The sequence below is a fragment of the Alistipes sp. genome (assembly GCF_048465635.1).
Lineage (GTDB): Bacteria > Bacteroidota > Bacteroidia > Bacteroidales > Rikenellaceae > Alistipes.
This window is the reverse complement of sequence record NZ_DBFWLF010000017.1, coordinates 107,209-131,158: the sequence shown is the minus strand read 5'-3', so window position 1 is coordinate 131,158 and position 23,950 is coordinate 107,209. Positions and strand designations below refer to the sequence as shown.

At 60.4% G+C, this 23,950-nt stretch carries 14 protein-coding genes; 3 read left to right on the top strand and 11 right to left on the bottom strand.

The window, feature by feature from the left end; genetic code table 11:
- Positions 1 to 9: 9 nt before the first annotated feature.
- Positions 10 to 3,396 (bottom strand): SusC/RagA family TonB-linked outer membrane protein, encoded by a 3,387-nt coding sequence (locus tag ACMO9O_RS06905; RefSeq protein WP_418983080.1) that lies wholly within the window; start codon positions 3,394 to 3,396, stop codon positions 10 to 12.
- Positions 3,397 to 3,613: 217 nt separating this feature from the next.
- On the opposite strand from ACMO9O_RS06905, the gene ACMO9O_RS06900 reads away from it, so the two are divergent.
- The gene (locus ACMO9O_RS06900) at positions 3,614 to 7,978 is read left to right on the top strand and encodes a two-component regulator propeller domain-containing protein (protein ID WP_418983079.1); all 4,365 of its coding nucleotides are present in this window, start codon (positions 3,614 to 3,616) and stop codon (positions 7,976 to 7,978) included.
- 172 nt (positions 7,979 to 8,150) lie between these two features.
- Here ACMO9O_RS06900 and ACMO9O_RS06895 read toward each other — a convergent pair whose 3' ends face one another.
- The 3 genes from ACMO9O_RS06895 to ACMO9O_RS06885 form a co-directional block, all read right to left on the bottom strand.
- The gene (locus ACMO9O_RS06895; protein ID WP_418983078.1) at positions 8,151 to 8,651 is read right to left on the bottom strand and encodes a hypothetical protein; all 501 of its coding nucleotides are present in this window, start codon (positions 8,649 to 8,651) and stop codon (positions 8,151 to 8,153) included.
- 55 nt (positions 8,652 to 8,706) lie between these two features.
- Positions 8,707 to 8,934 carry a hypothetical protein gene (locus ACMO9O_RS06890; RefSeq protein ID WP_418983077.1) on the bottom strand — a complete coding sequence of 76 codons (228 nt, stop codon included), beginning with the start codon at positions 8,932 to 8,934 and terminating at the stop codon, positions 8,707 to 8,709.
- A 494-nt stretch (positions 8,935 to 9,428) separates the two neighbouring features.
- Positions 9,429 to 10,979, bottom strand: a complete 1,551-nt coding sequence (locus tag ACMO9O_RS06885) for a pseudouridine synthase (RefSeq protein WP_418983075.1) — start codon at positions 10,977 to 10,979, stop codon at positions 9,429 to 9,431.
- 311 nt (positions 10,980 to 11,290) lie between these two features.
- Between ACMO9O_RS06885 and ACMO9O_RS06880 the strand changes: the two genes are divergently transcribed.
- A complete protein-coding gene (locus ACMO9O_RS06880; RefSeq protein WP_418983073.1) occupies positions 11,291 to 12,616 on the top strand; it encodes an MATE family efflux transporter in 1,326 nt (441 codons plus the stop codon).
- A 748-nt stretch (positions 12,617 to 13,364) separates the two neighbouring features.
- Complete coding sequence (locus ACMO9O_RS06875; RefSeq protein WP_418983176.1) at positions 13,365 to 13,634, top strand: helix-turn-helix domain-containing protein; 270 nt, start codon at positions 13,365 to 13,367, stop codon at positions 13,632 to 13,634.
- 850 nt (positions 13,635 to 14,484) lie between these two features.
- On the opposite strand, the gene ACMO9O_RS06870 is transcribed toward ACMO9O_RS06875, so the two are convergent.
- The 7 genes from ACMO9O_RS06870 to ACMO9O_RS06840 form a co-directional block, all read right to left on the bottom strand.
- Positions 14,485 to 16,107 (bottom strand): glycoside hydrolase 43 family protein, encoded by a 1,623-nt coding sequence (locus tag ACMO9O_RS06870; RefSeq protein WP_418983072.1) that lies wholly within the window; start codon positions 16,105 to 16,107, stop codon positions 14,485 to 14,487.
- Between the two features lie 6 nt (positions 16,108 to 16,113).
- Positions 16,114 to 17,157 carry a pectinesterase family protein gene (locus ACMO9O_RS06865; RefSeq protein WP_418983071.1) on the bottom strand — a complete coding sequence of 348 codons (1,044 nt, stop codon included), beginning with the start codon at positions 17,155 to 17,157 and terminating at the stop codon, positions 16,114 to 16,116.
- A gap of 189 nt (positions 17,158 to 17,346) precedes the next feature.
- Positions 17,347 to 18,837 (bottom strand): UxaA family hydrolase, encoded by a 1,491-nt coding sequence (locus ACMO9O_RS06860; protein WP_418983070.1) that lies wholly within the window; start codon positions 18,835 to 18,837, stop codon positions 17,347 to 17,349.
- A 142-nt stretch (positions 18,838 to 18,979) separates the two neighbouring features.
- Positions 18,980 to 20,437, bottom strand: a complete 1,458-nt coding sequence (locus tag ACMO9O_RS06855) for a tagaturonate reductase (RefSeq protein WP_418983068.1) — start codon at positions 20,435 to 20,437, stop codon at positions 18,980 to 18,982.
- A 119-nt stretch (positions 20,438 to 20,556) separates the two neighbouring features.
- The gene (locus ACMO9O_RS06850; protein WP_418983067.1) at positions 20,557 to 22,014 is read right to left on the bottom strand and encodes an MFS transporter; all 1,458 of its coding nucleotides are present in this window, start codon (positions 22,012 to 22,014) and stop codon (positions 20,557 to 20,559) included.
- A gap of 98 nt (positions 22,015 to 22,112) precedes the next feature.
- Positions 22,113 to 22,781: a bifunctional 4-hydroxy-2-oxoglutarate aldolase/2-dehydro-3-deoxy-phosphogluconate aldolase gene (locus ACMO9O_RS06845; RefSeq protein WP_418983066.1), complete on the bottom strand. Its 669-nt coding sequence runs from the start codon at positions 22,779 to 22,781 to the stop codon at positions 22,113 to 22,115.
- 134 nt (positions 22,782 to 22,915) lie between these two features.
- The gene (locus ACMO9O_RS06840; RefSeq protein ID WP_418983064.1) at positions 22,916 to 23,935 is read right to left on the bottom strand and encodes a PfkB family carbohydrate kinase; all 1,020 of its coding nucleotides are present in this window, start codon (positions 23,933 to 23,935) and stop codon (positions 22,916 to 22,918) included.
- Positions 23,936 to 23,950 lie beyond the last annotated feature (15 nt).

Here is a 23,950-nt window from a genome sequence, read left to right as displayed (position 1 = left end):
TCGTGGATTTTAGAAGCCGAGGTTTAAAGCGAACGTAATCTGTCGGGGCAGCGGCGAGGCGACGCCTCCCGTATTGAAAAATTCGGGGTCCTGACCGTTGAGCCGTTTGTCGGCATAGAGCAGGCAGACATTGGACATGGCTGCCGTGAGCGAGATTTTCTTGAACACGCGCGAGCGCTTCATCCAGCTCTCGGGAAGCGAGTACGAGAGCGAAATGGTCTTCAGCCGGATGAAGCCCCCGTCGACGGTCCGCTCGGTCGAGTAGTTGTAGGAGCTGAAGGGATAGTTGGCGCTCTCGGCGTTCTTGATCTGCAGGCCGGCGATCGCACCGACCGAGGAGTAGCGCTCGTCGCCGGGCTGCACCCAGCGGTCGAAGAACTTGTCGGGCATGGCGTCCAGGTCGCTGTAGGTCATCTTGAACGCCGGGTCGAGGCGGATCTTGTTGCCGCCCTGGAACGTGAGGAAGATGTTGAGCGAGAGGTTGCGGTAACGGAACGTATTGGACCATCCGCCGGTGACCTTGGGATCGACCGGACCCTCGTACTTCAGGTAAGCCGTGTTGGTGCTCTGGAAGTAGACCTTGCTGCTGTGCTCCCCCTTCTCGTTGATGAAGGTCGGGATGCCCGTTTCGTGGTCCAGCCCCTCGTAAACGATCGAAAAGAGGCTGCCGACGGGATAACCCTCGATGTTGCCGCCCGTGGATTTGATCAGGTTGTAGATGTTGGGCACGTGCTTGGCGTTGGTGATCTTGTTGGTGGAGAAGCCGAACGTGAAGTTGGAGTTCCACGAGAAGTCCTTCGTGCGCACGGGAGCGCCGCTGACCGTGATGTCGTAGCCGTGCGACTCCATGTCGGCGTAGTTGGCGCGCTTGGTCATCTGGCCGCCGATGCCCGAGGTGGTGATCGAGCTGATCAGGTCGAAGCTGTCGCGCCACCAGTAGTCGAAGACGAAGTTCAGCCGGTGCTTGAAGAGGCTGATGTCCGCACCGACGTTGGTCTGGTAGGCCTTCTCCCACGTCAGCTCGTTGTTAGCCAGCGACTCGATGCGGATCACCGACTCGATCTCACCCGACGAGGGGCGCGTCGCGTTGAAATTCTTGAAGATCGCCGCGGCGTTGGCCGAGGGCGGCATGGTGGCCGTCAGGCCGTAGCTGGCGCGCAGCGACAGCTGGTCGATCCACGCGGCCTTGTCCTTGAGGAAAGGTTCGTTCATGACGTTCCACTTGCCGCCGAAGTTGTAGGTCGGCAGCCAGCGGGCCGAGGCGTTGCTGCCCAGCGCGTTCGAACCGTCGTAGCGGATCGTGGCGGAGAAGACGTAACGCGAATCGTAGCTGTAGTCGAAATTGGCGTAGAACGCTGCGAAGCGGTCGCGCGTGGTGTTCATCGCATAGTAGGGGAAGTTGCCCTCGATCATCCAGCGCATGATGTGCCAGTCGGTGGCCACCGTTCCGCCCTCGTCGTACTGGTAGCCGTAACCCGTGTTCGAGTAGCGCTGGCGGTCGGCGTACTTGACCTGCACGCCCGCGATGGCGTTCAGCGCGTGTTTGCTCCCTTTGAAATCGGTCGTGTACTTCAAGCTGTTGCGCATGTCGTAGCTGAGCAGCATGTCCTCCGAGCGGTTGTAGAAACCGCCGTAGGGAAGCACCGAAATCTTCTCGGCGTTGGGGTCATCGGGGTCCTGCCACAGGAACTTGTTGGCCGCGCGGATGGTCGAGGTGTAGTCGGCGCGATAGGCTTCGGCCATGTTCGCATGCTCGGTGATCTGGTGTTCGCGGTCCGACTTGGCGTAACGGCCCGCGGCGGTCAGCTCCCAGCGCAGCCCCTTGCAGATTTGCGCACCCAGGTCGAACTGCACTTTCAGGTCGGCCACCGTGAGGTCGATGTAGTTGTTCTCCAGCTCGGTGAGGATGTTGAACGGGGCGAAGTTGCGCGTGAAATACTCCCGGTCGCCGTTCTCGTCGTAGGGGGTCAATGCCCGGCTCGTGTTGAGGGCGAAGCTGAAGGGGTTGATGTCGAAATCGCGGTCGTAGTTGCCCGAAACGACGTTCGCGCTGCGCGAGAGCGAACCCGGCGCCCGCTGCTGGCGCAGCGAACCGGTCAGCTGGAAGCCCAGGTCGAGCCAGCGGGCCACCTTGAAGTTGTTGCGCAGGTTGGCCGTATAGCGGTTCACGCGGTCGGCCACCGACCACCCCTCGTCGTGCAGGAAGCTGATCGAAGCGTAGGTCTGCGACTTGGCCCCGCCGGCCGAGATGCTCAGCGAGTGCTCCTGCTGCAGCGAGTTGCGGAAGAGCACCTTGAACCAGTCGGTGTTGGCCTGGGCATAACGCATCAGAAAGTCGCGCTTGGCCGCGGGCGTGTTCTCCAGTCCGAACTCCCCGTTCTTATCATTATAGGTATTGATGAGTTTGTACATCTTACCGTAGACGCCCGAGTTGGAAGCGTTCACGATGTCCGAATTGAGGTAGCCCTTGCGCTCCAGCTCGCCGTAGACCGACATCTGGTCGTAGGAGTTCATAATGTCGTAGTTGGCGTACGACGGACGGAGCTGGATGGTGAAGTTGCCGTTGTAGTTGACCACCGGAGCGCCCTCGCGGCCCCGCTTGGTGGTGACCACCACCACGCCGTTCATGGCCCTCGCGCCGTAGAGCGCCGTGGCCGAAGCGTCCTTGAGAATGTCGATCGACTCGATGTCGCTCGCGCTGATGCCGGCCACGGCCGAACCGAGCAGCGTCGTGGGGTCGCCGCTCGTAAGGTCGTCGTTCGAGACCGTCACGATGTCCTCCTGCACCACGCCGTCGATCACCCACAGGGGTTTGTTCTCGCCGTTGATCGACGTCACGCCGCGCACGCGCACCTTGGGCGCCGCACCGAACGTGCCCGACACGTTCTGGATGGCCACGCCCGCGGCCGCGCCCTCGAGCATGCGGCTCACGTCGGTCACCCCTTTGATATTCATGTCCTCGATCTTGAGCTTGGTGGCCGAGCCGGTGAAGGTCGTCTTGCTGATGGTCTGGAAGCCGGTCACCACCACGTTCTCGATCTGCGAACTGTCCTCGCGGAGCGTAAATTCGAAGGAGGTGCGCTGTCCGACGACCTGTTCGACGGATTCCATGCCCAGGAACTGCACCAGGATGATCGATTCGGGCGTCACCTGGGCCTGGAACGAGAATTTACCCGTCGCGTCGGTCTGAATACCCTGCGAGGTCCCTTTCACCAGGACCGAGGCGCCGATGACCGGCTGCCGGTGTTCGTCGAAGACCTGCCCCGTGAGCCGGGTCGTCTTCGCAGTTTGCGCGAGGGCCGCTCCCGGCAGACAAAGCGCCGCCGCCACCAGAAGCGACGAGGCGCATACGAGCCGCAGAAAACGTCCCGACGCTGAACAAGTAGAGTTTTTCATGTTACTTGCCGATTTAAGTTAAGGTTACTGTTTTTGTTGGTTTGGTTCGGTGTATAAATATATACCGCCCCCGGGGGAATGGAGTTTCAATTAGTCAATATTTAGTATGATTTCTTCCGACACCCATGCGAAAGGGATCGAAACACGCCTCCAAAGATACTCGACGCGGGGGTTCAACGATTCGAATTTTTTCATACCTTTGAAAAAAACCTATGCCATGCAACTCAAAATCCTCATCACAATCGGTTTTATGCTGGCAGCTGCTCCGGGCGTAAAAGGTCAGAATATGGTCCGCATCTCCACCCGGGAGGGGCTTTCGAACAGTTCGATACTCTCGGTAGCACAGGATGCGGACGGCTACATCTGGGCCGGGAGCTGCGAGGGGCTGAACCTCTGGGACGGGAAGCAGATACGCAACTACAAACTCTCGGGCAATCTGATCCACGCGATCATCCCCACCCGGGACGGCATGCTGTGGGTGCACACCAACTACGGTTTCGACCGCTTCGATCCGCGCGAGAAGAGCTGCGAGCTGCACGCCCGCTTCAACCGGCCCTACGCAGTGACGGCCCGCAGCCGGGATGAGGCATTTCTGATCCACGACCGGGGGCTGTACGGCTACAACCCCGCCACGTCGGAGTTCGAGCGGGTCGAAATCCGGGGGAGCAGCGTTTCGCTCGACCGCGGGACGAGCCTCTGCCTCGACCGCCGCGGCATGCTCTGGATCGTGCGGCCGGAGGGTTTGTACGGCTTCGGGGTGGCCCGCACGGCAGCGGGGTGCACCGTGCACGAGGAGGCGTTCGTTCCCGTCGACGGCATCGCCTTTTCGCGCTCCCTGGACGGCATACTCCTCTTCTTCGACCAGGAGCACCGCTTCTATCGGTTCGAACCCGAAACGGGCGCCCCGGCCTTGGTGTTCGACCTGAAGGATTTCGCACCCTTCAGCAACGATTCGCCGGTCGCCATCGCACGCGACCGGAACGATTACCTCATTGCGATGCACAAGAACGGCCTGTGGCGGCTAAGCCCGACGGCCCCGGCAGCCGGGGCCGAAGAGCTGGGAAAGGGCGCAGCGGGCGGAAAGAGGCTGCCGGACAGAGAAGGGCTGGCAGGCGTTGAGCGGTCGCCGAAGGGAAAAGGACAGGCGAGAAAGGGACAGCCGGAGGAAAAGGAGCATCGGAACGGAAAGGGACTGCCGGAAGGAAAAGGACTGGTGAGAAAGGGACAGCCGGAGGAAAAGAGGCCGTCGGACGCAGCAAACGGCTGCGGCTACACCGCGCAGCGGATTCCCGTCGAGGGGAGCATCTTCTCGCTGCTCAAGGACCGCAATCAGGACATCGTCTGGATCGGAACCGACGGCAACGGACTGCTGCGCCAGTACAACGCGGGCGTGAGGATCAATTCGGTGGTCTACGACCAGCTCCCCTACCCGCTCTCCAAACCGATCAAGGCGTTGTACGTCGACGAGCGGAACGACCTTTGGATCGGGACCAAGAACGACGGCATCCTGCGCATCCGCGACTTCTACCGCTGCACGGCCTACACCCGCCAAAATACGGTCAGCTACACGACCGCCAACTCGGCGCTCAGGCACGACGCCGTTTACGCGTTCGCCCGGAGCCGCCGCCCCCTCTTGTGGATCGCCACCGACGACGGCATCTGCTACTGGTCCTACCCCGCCCGGCGCATCGTGCCGCTGACCGCGCGCAGGCAGCTTCGCAACGTCCATGCGCTGTACGAGGATGCCGAAGGGACGCTGTGGGCGGCGACGGTCGGCAACGGCGTCTACCGCATCCGCCTGACGGGCGACGGGGCCGCGCCGCGCATCGGAGAGCTGCGGGCGCTGGAGCTGGGCGAGAACGCACGCAGCCGCAATTTTTTCTTCTCCATCGAAGAGACGGCCGACGGGCTGCTCTGGTTCTGCAACCACGGCGTGGGCGCGTACCGCTACGACCGGAAAACCGACCGCTTCGAAGAGGTCGTCTTCGATGCGCGGCGCGGGCTTCCGGTCAACGACGTGACGGCGATGGCCGTCTGCTCGGACAGTACGTACTGGTTCGGGACGGGGTACGGAGTGGTCGCCTACGACAATGCGAACGGGGTCGAGAAGCCGACGCCCCGCTACGGCAACGAACAGCTCCGGACGGGGGTGATTCACGGGATAGTGGCCGACACGCTGGACAACCTCTGGGTGGCGACCAACGCCGGAATCGTCCGCTATACGCCCCAGACGAACCGTTCGGTCTCCTACGACAGCTCCTACGGGCTCAAGGTGGTGGAGTTCAGCGACGGGGCCAGCTTCTACGACCGCAGGGCGGGCCGCCTGCTGTTCGGCGGCAACAACGGATTCGTCGTGGTGTCAGGTGCGCAACAGTCCGGAACGGGCGGACAATACATCGGCGCACGGGATTCGGTGGACGGGGTGCACCGCAGCGATCAGCAGCCCGGAGCGGGCGGGCTATCGCCCGCGGGCGCATCCGGCGCAGGCGCAAGGCGATTCCTGACGGGCGCCCGTGCGGCAGCCGACTCGGCCTTCTACCGGCCGCCCATCCTCTTCCGCAGCATCCTGATCGGCGGCAGGGAGCAGAACCTCAACGGGCGGATCCGCGACGGCCGCCTGACGCTCCCCCACAGTCAGGCTTCGTTCGCCCTGTCGCTCATCGCGCTCGACTACATCGACGGCGGCAACTACTCCTACCTCTACAATTTGGGGGACGACGAGCAGAAGTGGGTGGACAACGGCCGCAATACGCAGCTGATCTTCGTCAACCTGCGGCCGGGGACCCATACGCTGCGCGTGCGCTACCGCAACGACACCACCAGCGAGCTAAGCCCCGTGAGCACGCTCCGGATCCGCATCCGGCCGCCGCTCTACGCCTCGGCGTGGGCCGTCGCATTCTACCTGCTCGCGGCCGCGGGCTGCACGCTGCTCGCGGTGCGCCAGCTGCGCGTCCGCCACAAGGCGCGCGAGCAGCGCAAACGCACCATCTATGAGCAGCAGTACCACGAAATTCTCTACGAGTCGCGCATCAACACCTTCACCAATCTGACCACCGATCTGGCGCTTCCGCTGACGCTCATCAACGGTCCGTGCCAGCAGATTCTCGCCCACCGCAACACGGACGGGGTCGTGCGGCAATGGGTCGAACTCATCCGGGCCAATGCGAGCAAGATCAACGACCTGGTCTACCTGATCCACACGCTGGCCGAGGACCTCGGCGACGCCTGCACCGACAGGATCGAGTGGGTCGACGTCTCCCTCTTGGCGGAGAACATCTCCCAGACCTTCTTCGACCGGGCCAAAACCGCCGAGGTCGAATACCGCACCGCCATCGCGCCGAATCTGCTGTTTCCGAGCATTCCCAACCTGCTGACGACGATTATCAACCTGATGATGACCAACGCTTTCTACCGCAGCGAATCGAACCGTCGCGGCAGCGTGTCGCTCTCGGTCTCCAGCCGCGACGACCGTCTGCGGTTGGCGGTCCGGGCTGAGGGGCGGAAGCTCGACCGCGAACAGCTCTTTCTGATCTCCGACCTCCACCGTTTTCTGGATTATCTCGGCAGCGACCGCCACCTGCGGCCCATCAAGAACGACATGGAACTGGCGATCTGCCACAATCTGGTCGCCAAACTGCACGGGGAGTTCGATCTGGAGGACGGCGGCGCATCGCTCGTGGTGACGCTGCCGCGCCTCACGCTTTCGCAGGTGATGCCGGCCCCCGCTCCCGCCCCGGAGGAACCGGCCGCACGGCCCGCCGATGCGGCGGAGGATGCGCCGCTGCTGCAGCTCGACCTGCTGCTCCCGCCGATGCTGCTTATCAGCGAGGACCGCGACATGGAGCGGTTCATCGCCTCCCTGTTCCGGGACGAATACGACGTGCACCTCTACCGCGACCCCGCGTCGCTCGACGAAGCCACGTGGCGGATCGTGCTGTGCAATCCGACGCTGCTCAACGACGGGATGCTCGAAATCATCCGCACCATCCGGCAGACCAAACGGTTCAAAATGGTTCCGGTGATCCTGCTCACGGCGACGCCGCATCCCGAACTCAAACTCATGGAATCGGGGCTGGACGTGGATCTCTGTCTGCCGCTGCCGTTCAATATCGCCCACCTGCGGGACGCCGTGAACCGGCAGATGCGGCGTTACGCTTCGTTCCGCGACATAGACGTATACGGTTCGTTCGACCGCGTACAGGGGCGGATTCTGCACGAAGAGGACCGGGCGTTCCTCAACGGCATGCTGGAGATCATCCAGCAGAACATCTTCAAACCGGAACTTTCGACCCAATACATCGCCCGGCAGATGGGCATGAGCAAGACGACCTTCTACAACCGGATCGGCTCGCTGACCAGCCGCTCGCCCGCCACGGTCATCAAGGAGCTGCGGCTCGGGTATGCCGAGCGGCTGCTGGTGCAGACCAAACTTTCGATCGACGAGATCATCTACAAGTCGGGATTCGTCAACCGCAGCACCTTCTTCCGCAACTTTACGGCCCGGTACGGCTGCACGCCCAAGGTCTACCGCGAACAGAAGATCAGCGAACTGACGCAACCCGCGGCAAAAGCGGCGGAGTAGGTCCTCCGCCGCCCGTAGAAGATTCGCGCTGAAAAAGCTATCCGGCAAACCCCGATTCGATTTGAAGTGGGGCTTGCCGGATAATTCTGCTGCCATAGGACGCCAAGGTGAATCCGGCTCCGGTCTGGTTTATGCTCAATCGAACCAAGTAAGTTTACGCAAACAAACCGGATCAAAAATATTGGATAAGGTCCTCAAAATTATCCCGGAAAACAGAATCGCGTTCCATAAGAGTATTGAATATCTTCATCCCGAGTATACTATCAGGTTTTACAACACGCTGATTCAACTGCATAAAATAAGTAGGGTTATCGGTCATAAACAAGGAATCATTCGCTCTTCCCTGCTGATAGAAAATCGCCAAACGACGCACTTCGAGCAATTGTCTCAATGAATCTTCCACATACTGCAACCGATCTTTGCGGACTGTCCAATCGCGGCATACGGCTGAATCCGTTATTACCGTGCTTTTTTCCATCCATCCATCAACAAATTCTCTTGCTGTCACTGCGGAAAATGTCATCCAAATTCCCGTGCAATAATAAATTTTAATACTATCCGCTACTGACTTTTCACTGATTACGACCCGACGGCCGCAGGAAGCATAAAAAACCAGCAAGCTACTTAGTATTGAAAATCTGATTGCACTGTTCCAAAATCTTTTTCGTTTCATAAAGCTGTCGTATAGGTGAAACAATTATCACCTTGAAAGATTCTGTCCGTTAAAGTTATTTAAAATAAAATTTTCCATCAACTAGTTGAATTTTTGCTGAAGGATAAATACTATCCCGTTCTTCAATAATTTTCTCAAAAAAAGCACGATCTTTCATTTCACCAAATTTTCCCTTGAATAATACATAAGGATAATTCGCCGTCAAAAAAAGTGTATCGGATTCATCAGGTTTGTGCAATACAAGCATATACCGAGTGTCAAAAAAAGATGGAGCTTCATCCATGAACCGTATTTTTTCAATTTGGTCCATGACAAGATTTAACGTGTCTCGATTCGTTAACAAAATCGAATTGATTGATAGCGAATCTTTTGAAAAAGGGATGAATTCCTCCGGAGACAAGTCACTGAAAATCTCTATCTCCGGACTCCAATAATATATTTCGATTTTATCTACCTCCGATTCCGAACAGGTAGCGGTTTTGGGTTTATTAGACGTTTTACATGATACAATAGTACATAATAAACTCAGACACAGGATTGCTTTGTTCCAAAATCTTTTCCGTTTCATAGGGCGGCAAGGGTTATGATGGGCTGTTCTTCACGTGATGGAACTGCAACCGTAACAAATTTACATAAAAATTCGAAGATTACCAATTATCACCATCCGTTCCGGGCAAACCGCTCCCCGGAACGCCAGACGCATGCCGAACCCTATCCATGCAAAACGAGTTGCGACCGCAGGGTCGCAACTCGTTTCGATAGAGCCTTGGATCGGAACTACTCGTACTGCCCCGATTTGAGGCGCTGCACCTCCTCATCGGTGAGGAAGCGCCAAGCCCCGCGCTTGAGATTCTTCTTGGTCAGGCCCGCATAGTAGACGCGGTCCAGTTTCTTGACCTCGTAGCCGAGAAATTCGAAGATACGGCGCACGATGCGGTTGCGGCCCGAGTGAATCTCGATGCCGATCTCCTGCTTGTTCTCCTTGACGTACGACACCTCGTCGGCGTGGATTTCGCCGTCCTCGAGCGTCAGCCCCTCGGCGATCCGGTCCATGTCGGCGCGCGTGAGCGGCTTGTCGAGCGTCACCTGATAAATCTTCTTCTTCTGGTAGGAGGGATGGGTCAGCTGCTTCGTGAGATCGCCGTCGTTGGTGAACAGCAGCAGCCCCAGACTGTTCTTGTCGAGCCGCCCCACGGGGTAGATGCGCTCCGTGCAGGCCCCTTTCACCAGGTCCATCACGGTCTTGGTCGCATGCGGATCGTCGAGCGAGGTGACGTACCCTTTGGGCTTGTTGAGCACCAGGTAGACCTTCTTCTCGCCCTGCACGCGGGTGTCGTTGAACTTCACCTCGTCCGTGGGCATCACCTTCGTACCCAGCTCGGTGACCACCTTGCCGTTGACCGTCACCACGCCTGCCGTGATGAAGTCGTCGGCCTCGCGGCGCGAGCAGATGCCCGACTGGGCGATGAACCGATTCAGGCGGATCTCGCCCGTCTGCTTCTCGGGGTTGTACTTGGGATAGGAAACCGGTTTCTCGTCGCGCTTGCGGAAGGAGGACTTGTAGGGCTTATCGCCGTATTTGCGGTCGCGGTCGCCGTAAGCGGGCCGGTCGCCGTAGGAACCGCGCGGTTTGTCGCCGTATTTGCGCTCGCCGTAGGGTTTCTCTCCGTAAGCGGGTTTGTCTCCGTATTTTTTGTAACCGCCCGGCTTGTGATCGCCGTAGGCGGGCTTGTCGCCGAACTTCCGGTCGCGGTCGGCGTAGGCGGGTTTGTCGCCGTACTTGCGCTCGCCGTAGGATTTCTCCCCGTAAGCGGGTTTGTCGCCGTACTTCTTGTAACCGCCCGGCTTGTGATCGCCGTAGGCGGGCTTGTCGCCGAACTTCCGGTCGCGGTCGCCGTAGGCGGGTTTGTCCCCGAACTTGCGGTCACGGTCGGCGTAGGCGGGTCTGTCGCCATAGGAACCGCGGGGTTTGTCGCCGTACCGGCGCTCCCCGTAGGGTTTCTCGCCGTAGGCGGGCTTGTCGCCGTATTTCTTGTAACCGCCCGGCTTGCGATCGCCGTAGGCAGGCCGGTCGCCGTAAGCGGGCTTCTCGCCATACGGACGGCGGGGTTTGTCGCCGAATGCGGGTCGGTTGTCCTCCGTAAAGTGCGGATTGTAGGAGGCGCGGCGGGGTTCGTCCCCCTGCGCCTGATGCTCCGAATCGGCAGCGTCACGCTGCAAACGCGGGCGACGCTCGACACGTTCCGCCGTAGCCGTCACGGTACGGGCACGCTTGTCGCGTCCGAAACGCGCAAGCACCTGGGTCGAGTCGTTTTTCTGATCTTTCATAGTGTGGAATCCAAATGTTTACTTCGCAGGACCCGGTCCGGCCCGTCTAAGATTGGGGTGCAGTCCGTTCCGGCGAAATCGTTGCGCAAAGGTAATTCATTTTTCCGGATAAAATCACTTTATATGCCGGATTTGCCGGGAAAAGCCGCAAAGGACGGGAAATACGTATTTTAAGCCTTTTCGTCGCCTCGCTGCGGCCGTCGCGGAAAAGCCCGGGCGCGGCCGCAGACCGTCTGTCGCGCCGGCTGCGCGGTTCGATTTGGGGACGGACTGTAACAAGCAAACCGCAAAATCGCTATCTTTGTCCCCGCATGAACATGAACCGCGAAATACTGCGCATCGCGCTGCCGAACATCGTCTCGAACATCACCGTCCCGCTGATGGGTATCGTCTCGACGGCCATCGCCGGGCATTGGGGCGAGGATTCGACCGCCACGATCGGCGCGCTGGCCATCGGGGTGTCGATCTTCAACTTCATCTACTGGAACTGCTCGTTCGTCCGCATGGGTACGAGCGGCCTGACGGCGCAGGCTTTCGGGGCGGGCAACTTCACCGAGTGCACCAACATGCTCGTACGCGCGCTGGGCGTGTCGGTGGTGATGGGTCTCGTGGTCCTCGTGCTGCAATACCCGGTGGGCGAAGCGGCCCTGTGGGCCATGAACGGCGGGCAGATGACGCGCGACTACTTCTACGCCCGCATCTGGGCCGTTCCGGCGGGCATCCTGCTCTTCGGATTCAACGGCTGGTTCACGGGCATGCAGAACGCCGTGATCCCCATGTTCACGGCCATCACGGTCAACGTGGTGCACGTCCTGTGCAGCCTTTGGTTCGCATTCGGACTGGACACGGGCATCGTGGGCATCGCTTACGCCTCGGTCATCGCCCAATGGACGGGCGTTGTGCTCTCGTTCGTCCTGCTCGTACTCTTCTACCGCCGCGTGCTGACGGCGATCGACTGGTCGGAGGTGATGAATCTCCAGCCGCTCAAGACCTTTATCCGCATCAACCGCGACATTATCCTGCGCACGTTCTGCATCGTGGCCGTCTACACCTTTTTCACCGGAGCGTCGGCCCGCATGGACGACCCGGCGCTGCTGGCGGTCAACACCCTGCTGCTGCAACTCTTCACGCTCTTCTCCTATATGAACGACGGCTTCGCCTACGCCGCCGAGGCGCTTACGGGGCGGTTTATCGGCGCGCGCGACGTTGCCTCGCTGCGCCGCTGCCTGAAAGGGTGCATCCTCTGGGGCACGGCCGTATCGGTGGTCTTCGTGGGCATCTACGTAGGCTGGTGGCGCGACCTGCTGGGCATATTCGTGAGCAGAAACGAACCCGACTCCGCCGCCATCGTCACGCTGGCCGGACGCTACATCGTCTGGATCATCATCATTCCGATCGCCTCGGCCATGCCCTTCATCATGGACGGCATCATGGTCGGAGCCACCCGTACGCGCGTCATGCGCAACTCGATGTTCTGGGCCACGGCAGCCTACTTCGCCATCTACTACGCGGGCTATCCGCTCATCGGCAACAACGCTCTCTGGCTCGCTTTCACGCTCTACATGTTCCTGCGCGGCGTGCTGCAATTCTTCATGACCCACCGCCTCGACACCATCTACCGCGAAGCGTTGGAATAAAAATCGGGTCGGCCTCGGACCGCGACACGTCGAAACGTATCGGGGAGCCGACGACCGACCCGCTGCCGCCTCGCTTTGAAAAATAGTGACGCACTCAATACCTCGGACGGCAGATTCCGGTAACGGGGCGGCAAGCAATGCCGCCCCGTTGCGCTCAGGATACGGAGTCGCCTTGCGACGGCTCCGCGGCAGAAACAAAAAGTGGCTTTTTCGAAAGATTTAACTATAATTAGGTGTTGATTTCTCATCAGGGGGCGGACCCGGTTCCGGTGGCCGGGTCGGGCGTCGATCTTCGGGGTCGGTTGAAGCGGCTGCGCATGCGGTGCGGTGCGCAATCGGCCGCAGGGGCGAAAGCAGGATGAAGAGAGGACGGGACGCTACGCGGTTTCATGGTTCGGGTTCGTTTTAATTGCGTCCCTTATGGGCATAAAAAAAGGACGCGGTGTCAGCCCCTTGCAGCAGGTCTTGGAAAAACCTTTAGATTGTGACTGTCCTGCGCCCCTGTTGTGTCCCGCAAAAAAACGCGGGACATAACAAGGACTGACAACCGTTATACCAATCTAAACATCCTCCGAAGAGGTTTCCAAGTTTGCTGTAAGGTATAAAGAGTTGTTTACCCTTTATAATGTATGTTCATCGGCTAAGCCGAATTGTCTGCTGCAAAGTTAGCATAATTTATGCTTCCTCCTATTTCACAGGGCAAATATAAACAAAAAAATTGAATCAAGCACGATCGTGCAGATTAATTATGCCTATTGTTTCATTTTTTTGTTTAAAATTCGATCAACTGCAACGAAAGGACCAAATACTGAGAGAATTGGTTGCAAGTCGGATGCGTGAAATCCGCGAAATGCACAACCATACGCAGGAGTATTTAATCGAGAATACGCACCTGCATATTTCTCATTATGAAAACCGTCAGAAATTTCCCTCTCTGGAAACGCTCACTCTTTTTTGTAAGTTCTACAATATTTCCTTGCACGAATTTTTCGGAACGTCCGACTATCCGAAAATATAACGCTTCCATTTCTTCCTTTAGCCCTAATGACTAAGGGCGGCAGCCTGCGGAGTGCACGCGCCAAGCGGGCCTCCGCTGCCGGAGGCTGCGGCCCGCCGACCTATAGGTCGAGAACCAGCAAGACAAATCGGCCCACATAGTTCGGGAAGCCGCAATCCGGACAAGCCAGCAGGCCGACAACCGAAGAGACTCGACAGCACCCTTTCCGCCGCAGGCGGATAGATGTCCCCTCCGAGGAGGGGATTTAGGGGAGGGTCAGAATTATAAATGCGGCGGCACGCCGCAAGGAATCGACGGTCAGGAGCGGACCTGCGTTGTCGGGACGCAAGACCGTTCGTATTTTCGAAACTTCCGGGCCGCCGCGCCCGGAGGCTGCGGGCCGCCGGCTCTTCGAACCGAATATCTTGCCCTTTCTTCAAAGAAAGGGCGAAAGAACCGCGCACGCAGAAAACGGCGGTCGGCCGTCCTCCTCCTCGCTGAACGGGCACGAAAGCTAAAGCATATCGAACACCCGTTCCGGGCGCTCGTCGTCGTCCGGCCGCAAGTCCCCCCGTTTTCAGAAGTGCGCGGGCAGGTGCGGCGCGATGCGGCGCAGAGATTGATTAATAGGTAATTTTGTAGGAACGCGCTTACGGAAAGTTCTCGGGCGGCAGCCTGCGGAGAGCACGCGAGTAGCGGGCCTCCGCTGCCGAAAGCTGCGGCCCGCCGACCTGGTGGTCGAAAACAGGACAACCCGAATTTTGGCCCGCCGACCTAAAGGTTGAGAACCAGCGAGACAAATCAGCCCGCACGGACCTGACAGTCGAAACACGCCCCGCTGACCAATCGGCACAACTATCCTCTATCCCATTCAGGGCGCTACCCGGAAAAAATCGGCATCGAGCCAGCCACCGTCGTTGCGCTGCTGCTCGGCCGTGGCGAAATAGCCGATCTTCGCCCCGATCCACCGCCCTTCGCGGGCCGTGAACGGCTGGCCGATCTCCATGAAGCGTTCGCCGTCGAGGCTGTACGAGAAGCGACACACCATGCGCGGCGTGCCCTTTCGATCCTGCTCCCAGGCGATCCGGCAGCGCAGGCAGACCGTTCCGTCGGCGAGCGGCACTTCGGCGCCGCGCACCTCCGCAGTTCCCTTGTCGGCGTTGCGGCAGGCCGCCTGCACCAGCGCGAGTTTGCCGCCCCGCAGCTCTGCGAAGAGCGCCCCGTAGTCCATGCCCATCATCACCAGCCCGGCCCGGTCGCCCTCGTAAGCGCCGCGGAACGTGATGCGGGTAGTAAACGTGCAGTCGGGCGCGGGAACCTTCTGCAACAGGAGGTTAGGAGTGTCCCACAGATTGCGCCACCCCGCGGGATTGCGCACACACATCAGCCGCAGCCGCCCGTCGGTCGGGTTCATGAAATACCACCCTGTCTGCGGGTTGGCATGCCACTGCCAGTGCAGGCCCAACGTGCGGCTGTCGAACTCGTCGCTTTCGGCGGGCGTCGTGCTCCGGCACGGTCCGTTCGAGGCGGGCTTGCGGAAGGTGTCGACCGGCTCCCCTACCCCGTCGCCGTTGCGGTCGATGCCGATCACGCACCAGTCGTCGTCGGTCCAGGCCATCGGCTGCAAGTGAACCACGCGGCCATAGGCGTAGCGGTCGACGAAGTGCAGGAACCACGAGTCGCCCGCCGTGTCCTCGACCCATGCACCCTGATGGGGACCGGGCGTCGCCGTACCGCCCTGATGCAGCACCGTGCGGCATTCGTAGGGACCCCACGGCGAACGCGAACGCAGGACGATCTGCCAACCGGTTTTCACGCCGCCCGCGGGGGCAAACACGTAGTAATACCCGTTGCGTTTGTAGAACTTCGGCCCCTCGACGGTGGGATGCGCATCGTGGCCGTCGAAGATCAGCACCTCGTCGCCCACGAGCCGCGTCCCGTCGGGGGTCATCTCCGAGACGCTCAGCACGCTCTTGAACCCGGCGCGCGACCCGGCCCAGCCGTGCACGAGGTAGGCGCGGCCGTCGTCGTCCCACAGCGGGCAGGTGTCGATGATCCCCCGGGCCGCCTTGACCAGCAGCGGTTCGGACCACTTCCCGCGCGGGTCCTGGGTGCGGACCATGTAGATACCCCGGTCGGGGTCGCCCCAATAGATGTAATACCAGCCGTCGTGGAAGCGGATCGCGGGAGCCCACACTCCGTTGCCGTGGCTCGGGGCGTCGAACGCCCCGTCGTACAGGCGCGGCAGGGCCGCTCCGACGATCTCCCAGTTCACGAGATCCCTCGAATGGAGAATCTGCAACCCCGGTACGCAGTTGAACGACGAAGAGGTCATCCAGTAGTCGTCGCCCGTGCGGATCGCGTCGGGGTCGGAGTAGTCGGCGAAGAGCACCGGATTTTTATAGGTTCCGTCGCCCCGGTCCGCCGTCCAGACCCCCTGGGCCCGGACGCAGAACGCGGCAGCAAGGCTGCAGAGAAGCAATAGTTTTCTCATGTCGGGTCAGTTGATGAAATCGGTCGAACGCAGCGTCCCGTAACGGATATACATCCAAAAATAATCGCCGAGCAGCGGACGCAGATACTCCGTTGAGAGCGGGACCCAGTCGTCGCGAAACTGTTCGGAACCGGTCTTCTTGGCGAAGACCCGTTCCCACGGCAGGTAGTCGGCCCGCTCGTCGCTGGTCAGCTCGCGCGACCATGCCACGCGGCCCGAGCGGTCGGCTCCCGGCCCCGTGCACTCGCTCTCGGCATAGAACACGTCGCCCTTGCGGGCCGCGTCGTGCCAGTCGCGCCACCCCTCGGGACGGATTGCGGCGGGAAAGAAGCATGCCCACCACACCGTGCGGGCCGTGGATTTCCACGGACGCCCCAGGTAGACCTTCGTGACGCCTTCGGCCGCCGTCACGCGGCACTTGTAAAACACATAGCCGTAGCGGTTGCGCTCGGTGGTCGAGGCGGCGGTGATGAAACTATCCGATTTGCAATGGATTTCGCAGTTGTCGAACCCGACGATCGAGGGCCCGAAGATAAAGTCGGTCGTGCCCTCGATGTAGCTGTACGTCACGTACACGCGCGAGACATACCCTTTCGTGAAAAAGGTGTCCTGATCGCCCACGAGGCAGCAGCGGTCGATCCAGATGCGGTCGCCGCGCGTTTCGAGCGCCACGGCCTGCCCCACCCGTCCGGCATCGTTCTCGACGGTGACCCCTTGCAGGAAAACGTCGTCGGCCTGCAGGGAGAGCGTGTAGCTGTCGTAGGTGGTCATCTCGTAACCGTCGACGACCTTGCCCGAGTAGTCGTTCCAGACGATACGGACCGCCTCGGGACGGCCGCAGTCGCCGACGATGGCCACCTTGTCCTTGTAAACGTCGAGCGTCGCCTTCTCGCGGTACGTGCCCGGGAGGATGCGCACGGTGCGCCACTCCGCCGATTTGGCGGGCAGCGCGTCGAAGCAGGCTTGCAGGGTGGTGAAATCCCCGCCGCCGTTGCAGTCGACGGTATAGGTTTTCTCCGCCGCCGAAATCCTGCCGGCAAACAGAAGCATTGCGCCTGTAACGATAAGCTGTATTCCGAATCGGTTCATCATAATTTTCTGCTATTCGGAGCCGGAAACCCCGTCGCCTGCCCCAGAAGGGAGGCAGGGGCAGGCGAGGTTCCGCACGGAGCCGCATACGGCCGGAACCGTAGCCGCGGCTGCGAAATAACTAATTTTTAACTCTCAATTCTTAATTTGTCATAAGGTGACCCCCGTCTTGAAGATGGCGATCTCCTTGAATCCCGTCTGCTCGTGCCTGAGGTGTTCGCCGTCGGCCGTGGCGAGCACTTTGTCGATGAAGCGGTCGAGCACGGCCTGCGGCTCCTCGTCCTCGACGAGCGTACCGGCGTTGAAGTCGATCCAGTTCGCCTTGAACTTCGAGAGCTGCGTATTGGTCGAAATCTTCATCGTCGGCACGAACGACCCGAACGGCGTGCCGCGGCCCGTGGTGAAGAGCACCAGCTGACAGCCCGACAGCGCAAGCGCCGAAGCGGCCACCAGGTCGTTGCCCGGGGCCTGCAGCAGGTTGAGACCCTGCCGGACGATCGGCTGGGCGTAGTTGAGCACGTCGACCACCTGCTGCGCGCCGCCCTTCTGCACACAGCCCAGCGACTTCTCCTCCAGCGTGGTGATGCCGCCCTTCTTGTTGCCGGGCGAGGGATTTTCGTAGATCGGCTGGTCGTACTTGCGGAAGTAACCCTTGAAATCGTTGATCAGCGACACCGTCTCGTCGAAAACCCTGCTGTCGGCGGCGCGGTTCATCAGGATCGTCTCCGCCCCGAACATCTCGGGAACCTCCGTCAGCACGGTCGTGCCGCCCTGCGCGATCAGCCAGTCGGAGAACAACCCCGCCAGCGGATTGGCCGTGATGCCCGAAAAGCCGTCCGAACCGCCGCACTTAAGCCCCACGCGCAGGTAGCTCAGCGGCAGGGGTTGGCGCCTGTCGGCACGCGTCTTTTCGACCAGCTCGCGGCAGATCGTAAAGCCCGCCTCGATCTCGTCCTCGACCTCCTGCGCGATGAGGAACTTCACGCGCTCCTCATCCCACTCCCCGATCGCCTCCTTGAGGGCCGAAACCTGGTTGTTCTCGCATCCGAGGCCCAGCACCAGCACCGCGCCCGCATTGGGGTGTTTGACCAGCGCGGCCAAGGCCCGCTGCGTGTTGGCGTGGTCGTCGCCTAACTGCGAACAGCCGTAGTTGTGCGTGTAGACGCGCACGTCGTCCAGGTGCGAGCAGTCGCACTCGGCCCTGACACGCGCGGCGATGGCCTGCGCCTGTCCGTTGACGCACCCGACCGAGGGGACGATCCACAGCTCGTTGCGGATGCCCATCGTATCGTTCCGGCGCAGGTAGCCCATCACCCGGCGGTCGCTTCGCGGGATAGGGAGATTGTAGACTTTCGGGGAGTAGGTGTACTCCAGATCGTCGCGGAGGTTGGTTTTGAGGTTGTGGGAGTGAATCCAGGCCCCCTGCGGGATGTCGGCGAGGGCATGTCCGATCGGATAGCCGTACTTGACGACGTTCTCGCCGGCGGCGATGTCGCACAGGGCGACCTTGTGGCCGCGCGCAATATCCTCGAGGAGGGTGACGCGCACACCGTCGACGTCGATCGTCTCCCCTTTCCGGAGATCGTCGGCCAGCGCCACGGCCACGTTGTCCGCAGCGTTGATTTTCAGTATTCGTTTCATGTCGATCCTTGTTTAATAAAGAAAGCCCCCGCCGAGGCGGGGGTTTGAGGGTGGGTCAGACCTGCAACACGGCACGGGGCCGCGAATAAAACCCAATCCGAATCCCGCAAACGCTGCGTCCACGCAGCGCTTTCTGCCGAAATTACTTGTTCAAAAATTTGTTCAGCGCCTCGGCCATACCCAGCTGCTCGATGTCGCGGACATACCCCGCCACGGCGGGTACGAAGCCCGGAACCTCCGAGAAGTCGACCGTGAAGATGCCGCTTTCGCGGACGATCCTGCTGATCGTGGCGTCCATATCGGCCGAATCCCAGTTGGCGCGGATGTACTCCACGAACTCCTTCGTGTCGTCCGGCTCGAAACCGCTCTCGGGCGAATAGAGGCTCATCAAGGCGGCGAACGTGAAGCACTCGTGCTCGGCCAGCTTATGCGCCTTGAACCAGTTGTCCTTGACGGTCGGATAGTTGCGCGCCTCCCACTTGGAGAGCGAGTTGAGCGAAATCGACCGCAGCATGTGCTTGATGAACGGGTTGTAGAAGCGCTCCAGAATCCCGGCGGCGAACTCTTTCAGCTCGGCCTGGTCCTCGTCGATCATCGGGATGACCTCCTCCGAGACCATATCGTTGACGAAGCGCTCGATGGCGGGCGTGTCGAAAGCGTCCATCACCGTCTGGCAGCCCATCTGCAGGGCGATGGGAACCATGCCCGTATGCGAGCCGTTGAGGATGCGGACCTTCTTGTCGCGGAACTGCTTGATCGAGGGCATGAAGATGACGTGCAGCCCCGCCTTGTCGAGCGGCAGCTCTTTCATCACCTCCTTATAACCCGGACCGCCGATGGCCCACAGGTGGTACAGCTCGGCCTTGACCACGAGGTTGTCGTCGAAACCGATCTCCTCCTTGATCTCGTTGATCGTGTCGCGCGGGAAGCCCGGCACGATGCGGTCGACGAGCGTATCGCAGAAGTGGCAGTTCTGCTCGACCCAGTCGATGAACTCCTGCCCCAGCTTGTGATACTTAGCGTGCCGGATAACGTATTCGTGCAGCGTGGAGCCGTTGTTCTCGATCAGCTCGCAGCAGATGATGCACAGCCCTTTGGTCGGATCGCCGTTGAAGTGCTTGAAGCGCTTATAGAGCAGCGCGGTCATCTTAGCCGGATACGACTTGGGCGGACGCGCCTCCAGGTCGTCGCCCTCCTCGTAGCGGATACCCGCCTCGGTGGTGTTCGAGATGGTGATCTTCAGCTCGGGCGAGAGGAAATACTGCTCGTACTTCTCGTACTCCACGTAGGGGTTGAACGAATCCATGACGCTCCTGACGAGCCGCACGTCCTTCTTGGGCTGCTTGTTCTCGATACCCTCCAGATAGACGTGATACATATTGTCCTGCTTGTGCAGCAGGTCGATCATCCCCAGCACCTTGCGCTCGGGATCGAGGATGGGCTGGCAGATGGCCACGCCCGCGTTCATCACGCCTTTTTCGTTGGCGATGTCGATCTGCCAGTCGACGAACGCACGCAGGAAGTTGCCCTCGCCGAACTGCAGAATCCGGACTGGGCGCTCGACCTTTTCGACGGTCGATTTATTGAGTTGTTTAAGCATGGTAAGCTGTTTAGGTGTTAAACATGGTGGCGAATCCCGTGCGGGAGGACGCCTCGTCCACCAAAGAGAGGCGCCCCCGGACGGTCATGCGGAAAAATGCCTGATCGAACCTTAAGCAACTATTCGACGACGATCGGCTTATACTTGGGAACCAGCGACTTCATGACGATCCAGCCCACCAGATAGGCCACGGCGCAGATGCAGAACACCACGAAGTAACCCGCAGGTTTGCCGACGAAGCCCATGAACTGCATCGAGGTCTGATCGGCATGCACGAACAGCCAGCCGGCGAACCATTGCAGGATCATCGACCCCACGCCGCCGGCCATGCCGCCGATACCCGTCACGGTCGCAATCGCCGACTTGGGGAACATGTCGCCCACCGTGGAGAAGATGTTGGCCGACCACGACTGATGCGCCGCGCCGCCCAGACCGATCAGAATGATCGGGAACCAGGGCGAGATCGTACCCATCGGCTGCGCCAGCAGCACCAGCAGCGGAATGAACGCGAAGATCAGCATGGCGCGCATGCGGGCCGCATAGGGGTTCAGCCCCGTCTTGTTGATGATGATGGTCGGAATTTTGCCGCCGTAGATCGAGAGCATCGTGATGGCGTAGAGCGTGAAGATCAGCGCCACACCCAGCCCTTCGGACATCTTGATGTTGAACTGCGTATTGAGGTACGAAGGGGTCCAGAAGAGGAAGAACCACCACACGCCGTCGGTCATGAACTTGCCGAAAGCGAACGCCCACGTTTGCTTGAAGGAGAAGGTCTTCCAGAAGGAGATTTTCTCGTTCGCCTGCTCCTGGTCGACCGCTTCGCCATCGACCATTTCGTGCTTGTCCTGCTCGATGTACTCCAGCTCGGCGGGGTTGACGCTGGGGTGCTCCGAGGGTTTCTTGTACATGAACACCCAGAAGCCCATCCAGATGAAGCCCAGGCCGCCAATGACGATGAAGGCCGTCTCCCAGCCCCACGCCTTGGCCAGCAGCGGGATGGTCAGCGGAGCGAACAGCGCGCCGATCGAAGCGCCGGCGTTGAAGATCGAGGTGGCGTAGGCGCGGTCCTTCTTGGGGAAGTACTCGGCGGTCACCTTGATCGCTGCGGGGAAGTTGCCCGCCTCGCCCAGCGCCAGGATGCAGCGCGCGGCGATGAAGAAGTACATGCTGACCATGGCGATCGTGGCGGCCATGGCCGATCCGGCCTCGACGGCGATCAGCGCCTCCTTGCTGGGCAGGCCCACCCACGCTTCGGTGGCCACGCCGCACAGGGCATGGAGGCAGGCGCCCACCGACCAGACGCCGATGGCCCAGAGGTAACCCTTCTTCGTGCCCATCCAGTCGATGAAGCGTCCGGCGAAGAGCATGCAGACGGCATAGACGATCGAGAAGATCGAGGTAATCAGCCCGTAGTGGTATTCGTTCCAGTGAAATTCGGGTTTGATGAACTCGTCCCACGTCAGCGAAAGCACCTGACGGTCGAGGTAATTAACGGTCGTCGCAAAGAAGAGCATCGCGCAGATGACCCAGCGGTACTGCGTCATCTTTGCGGCGAGAGTCGATTGGTTGTTTGTCATTAATTTCGGGTTTTAAGTAAGTTCGGGGATGGTGAGACGCAAACCTCGCCCGGCGGCGGATCGGGGGCCGCCGCCGGACGGAGCCTGCGAAAGATCGTTTAACGCAGCTTGGCGATCACGTCCAGCGCGAAGCGGCACTTGTCGGCGATGGCCTTCCAGTCCTTCGCGGCGATCACCTCCTTGGGGAAGAGCTGCGAGCCCATGCCCACGCAGTAGACGCCGGCCTTGAACCACGCCGTGAGGTTCTCCTCGGTGGGTTCCACGGCGCCCGTAGCCATGATGTTAGACCACGGCAGCGGAGCCTTGACGTTCTTGACGAACGACGGACCGCCCACGTTGCCGGCGGGGAACACCTTCGTCAGGTCGCAGCCCAGCTCCTGGGCGATGCCGATCTCGGTCACCGAACCGCAGCCCGGGGTGTAGGGAACCAGGTGGCGGTTGCAGACCTTCGCCACCTCGGGGTTCAGATAGGGACCCACGATGAAGTTGGCCCCGTACTGGATGTAGAGGGCGGCCGTCGGAGCGTCGACGACCGTTCCCACGCCCATCATCATTTCGGGGCACTCCTTCGCGGCGAACTTGATCACCTCGACGAAGACCTCCGAGGCGAAATCGCCGCGGTTGGTGAATTCGAAAGCACGCACGCCGCCCTCGTAGCAAGCCTTGACGACCTGCTTGGCAATCTCGGCGTCAGCGTGGTAGAAGACAGGGACCATACCGGTCTTACCGATGGCCTCCAATACCTGAATTTTTGAAAATCTTGCCATATCTGTAATTTCAATTATACTTTATAAACTGTTTTGTAGTCACCGTGAGGCGGATTACGGTTGCCTGCAAAAGGGGACATTCAGCCCACTGCAAGGAAAGGCCGAAATACGCCCACCCTTACGGCAAAACGCAACTATCGCTGTACGCGTCCGCTGGCGTTGCCGCCGGCCAACGACTCGACCTCCTCGACCGATACGAGGTTGAAGTCGCCGTTGATGGTGTGCTTGAGCGCCGATGCGGCCACGGCGAATTCGAGCGCCTCGCCCTGCGTGGGCTTGGTCAGCAGGCCGTGGATCACACCGCCCGAGAACGAGTCGCCGCCGCCGACGCGGTCGATGATCGGATTGATGTCGTAACGCTTCGACTCGTAGAACTCCTTGCCGTTGTAAATCATGGCTTTCCAGCCGTTGTGCGTCGCGGAGAACGACTCGCGCAGCGTCGAGATGACGTACTTGAAGCCGAACTCGGCGGCCATCTGGCGGAAGATTCCCTTGTAGCCCTCGGCGTTGGTCTCTCCGCCCTCGACATCGGCGTCGGGCTTGAAGCCCAGGCACAGTTCTGCGTCCTCCTCGTTGCCGATGCAGACGTCGACGTACTGCATCAGCGGCTTCATGATCGACTGGGCTTTCTCCTTGGTCCAGAGCTTCTTGCGGAAGTTCAGATCGACCGAAACGGTCACCCCGTGGCGCTTGGCGGCCTCGCAGGCCAGGCGGGTCAGCTCGGCGGCCTTGTCCGAAATGGCGGGGGTGATGCCCGACCAGTGGAACCACTGCGCGCCCTCCATGATGGCGTCGAAGTCGAAATCCTGCGGATCGGCCTCGGCGATCGAGGAGTGCGCCCGGTCGTAGATCACCTTCGAGGGACGCATCGACGCACCCGTTTCGAGGTAGTAGATACCCACGCGGTCGCCGCCGCGGGCGATGAAGTCGGTCCGAACGCCGTACTTGCGCAGGGCATTGACCGCCGACTGGCCGATCTCGTGTTTGGGAAGTTTCGACACGAAGTACGCTTCGTGGCCGTAGTTGGCGCAGCTGACGGCCACGTTGGCCTCGCCGCCGCCGTATACGACGTCGAACGAATCGGACTGAACGAAACGCGTGTTGCCCGGCGTGGACAGACGCAGCATGATCTCACCTAAGGTTACGATTTTCATCTTGCTGATTGGGTT

Bases quoted from the DNA above. Each gene is read 5' to 3' on its own strand.
- ACMO9O_RS06905 (WP_418983080.1), bottom strand. From the start codon at position 3,396: ATGAAAAACTCTACTTGTTCAGCGTCGGGACGTTTTCTGCGGCTCGTA.
- ACMO9O_RS06900 (WP_418983079.1), top strand. From the start codon at position 3,614: ATGCAACTCAAAATCCTCATCACAATCGGTTTTATGCTGGCAGCTGCT.
- ACMO9O_RS06895 (WP_418983078.1), bottom strand. From the start codon at position 8,651: ATGAAACGAAAAAGATTTTGGAACAGTGCAATCAGATTTTCAATACTA.
- ACMO9O_RS06890 (WP_418983077.1), bottom strand. From the start codon at position 8,934: ATGGATGAAGCTCCATCTTTTTTTGACACTCGGTATATGCTTGTATTG.
- ACMO9O_RS06885 (WP_418983075.1), bottom strand. From the start codon at position 10,979: ATGAAAGATCAGAAAAACGACTCGACCCAGGTGCTTGCGCGTTTCGGA.
- ACMO9O_RS06880 (WP_418983073.1), top strand. From the start codon at position 11,291: ATGAACATGAACCGCGAAATACTGCGCATCGCGCTGCCGAACATCGTC.
- ACMO9O_RS06875 (WP_418983176.1), top strand. From the start codon at position 13,365: ATGCCTATTGTTTCATTTTTTTGTTTAAAATTCGATCAACTGCAACGA.
- ACMO9O_RS06870 (WP_418983072.1), bottom strand. From the start codon at position 16,107: ATGAGAAAACTATTGCTTCTCTGCAGCCTTGCTGCCGCGTTCTGCGTC.
- ACMO9O_RS06865 (WP_418983071.1), bottom strand. From the start codon at position 17,157: ATGCTTCTGTTTGCCGGCAGGATTTCGGCGGCGGAGAAAACCTATACC.
- ACMO9O_RS06860 (WP_418983070.1), bottom strand. From the start codon at position 18,837: ATGAAACGAATACTGAAAATCAACGCTGCGGACAACGTGGCCGTGGCG.
- ACMO9O_RS06855 (WP_418983068.1), bottom strand. From the start codon at position 20,437: ATGCTTAAACAACTCAATAAATCGACCGTCGAAAAGGTCGAGCGCCCA.
- ACMO9O_RS06850 (WP_418983067.1), bottom strand. From the start codon at position 22,014: ATGACAAACAACCAATCGACTCTCGCCGCAAAGATGACGCAGTACCGC.
- ACMO9O_RS06845 (WP_418983066.1), bottom strand. From the start codon at position 22,781: ATGGCAAGATTTTCAAAAATTCAGGTATTGGAGGCCATCGGTAAGACC.
- ACMO9O_RS06840 (WP_418983064.1), bottom strand. From the start codon at position 23,935: ATGAAAATCGTAACCTTAGGTGAGATCATGCTGCGTCTGTCCACGCCG.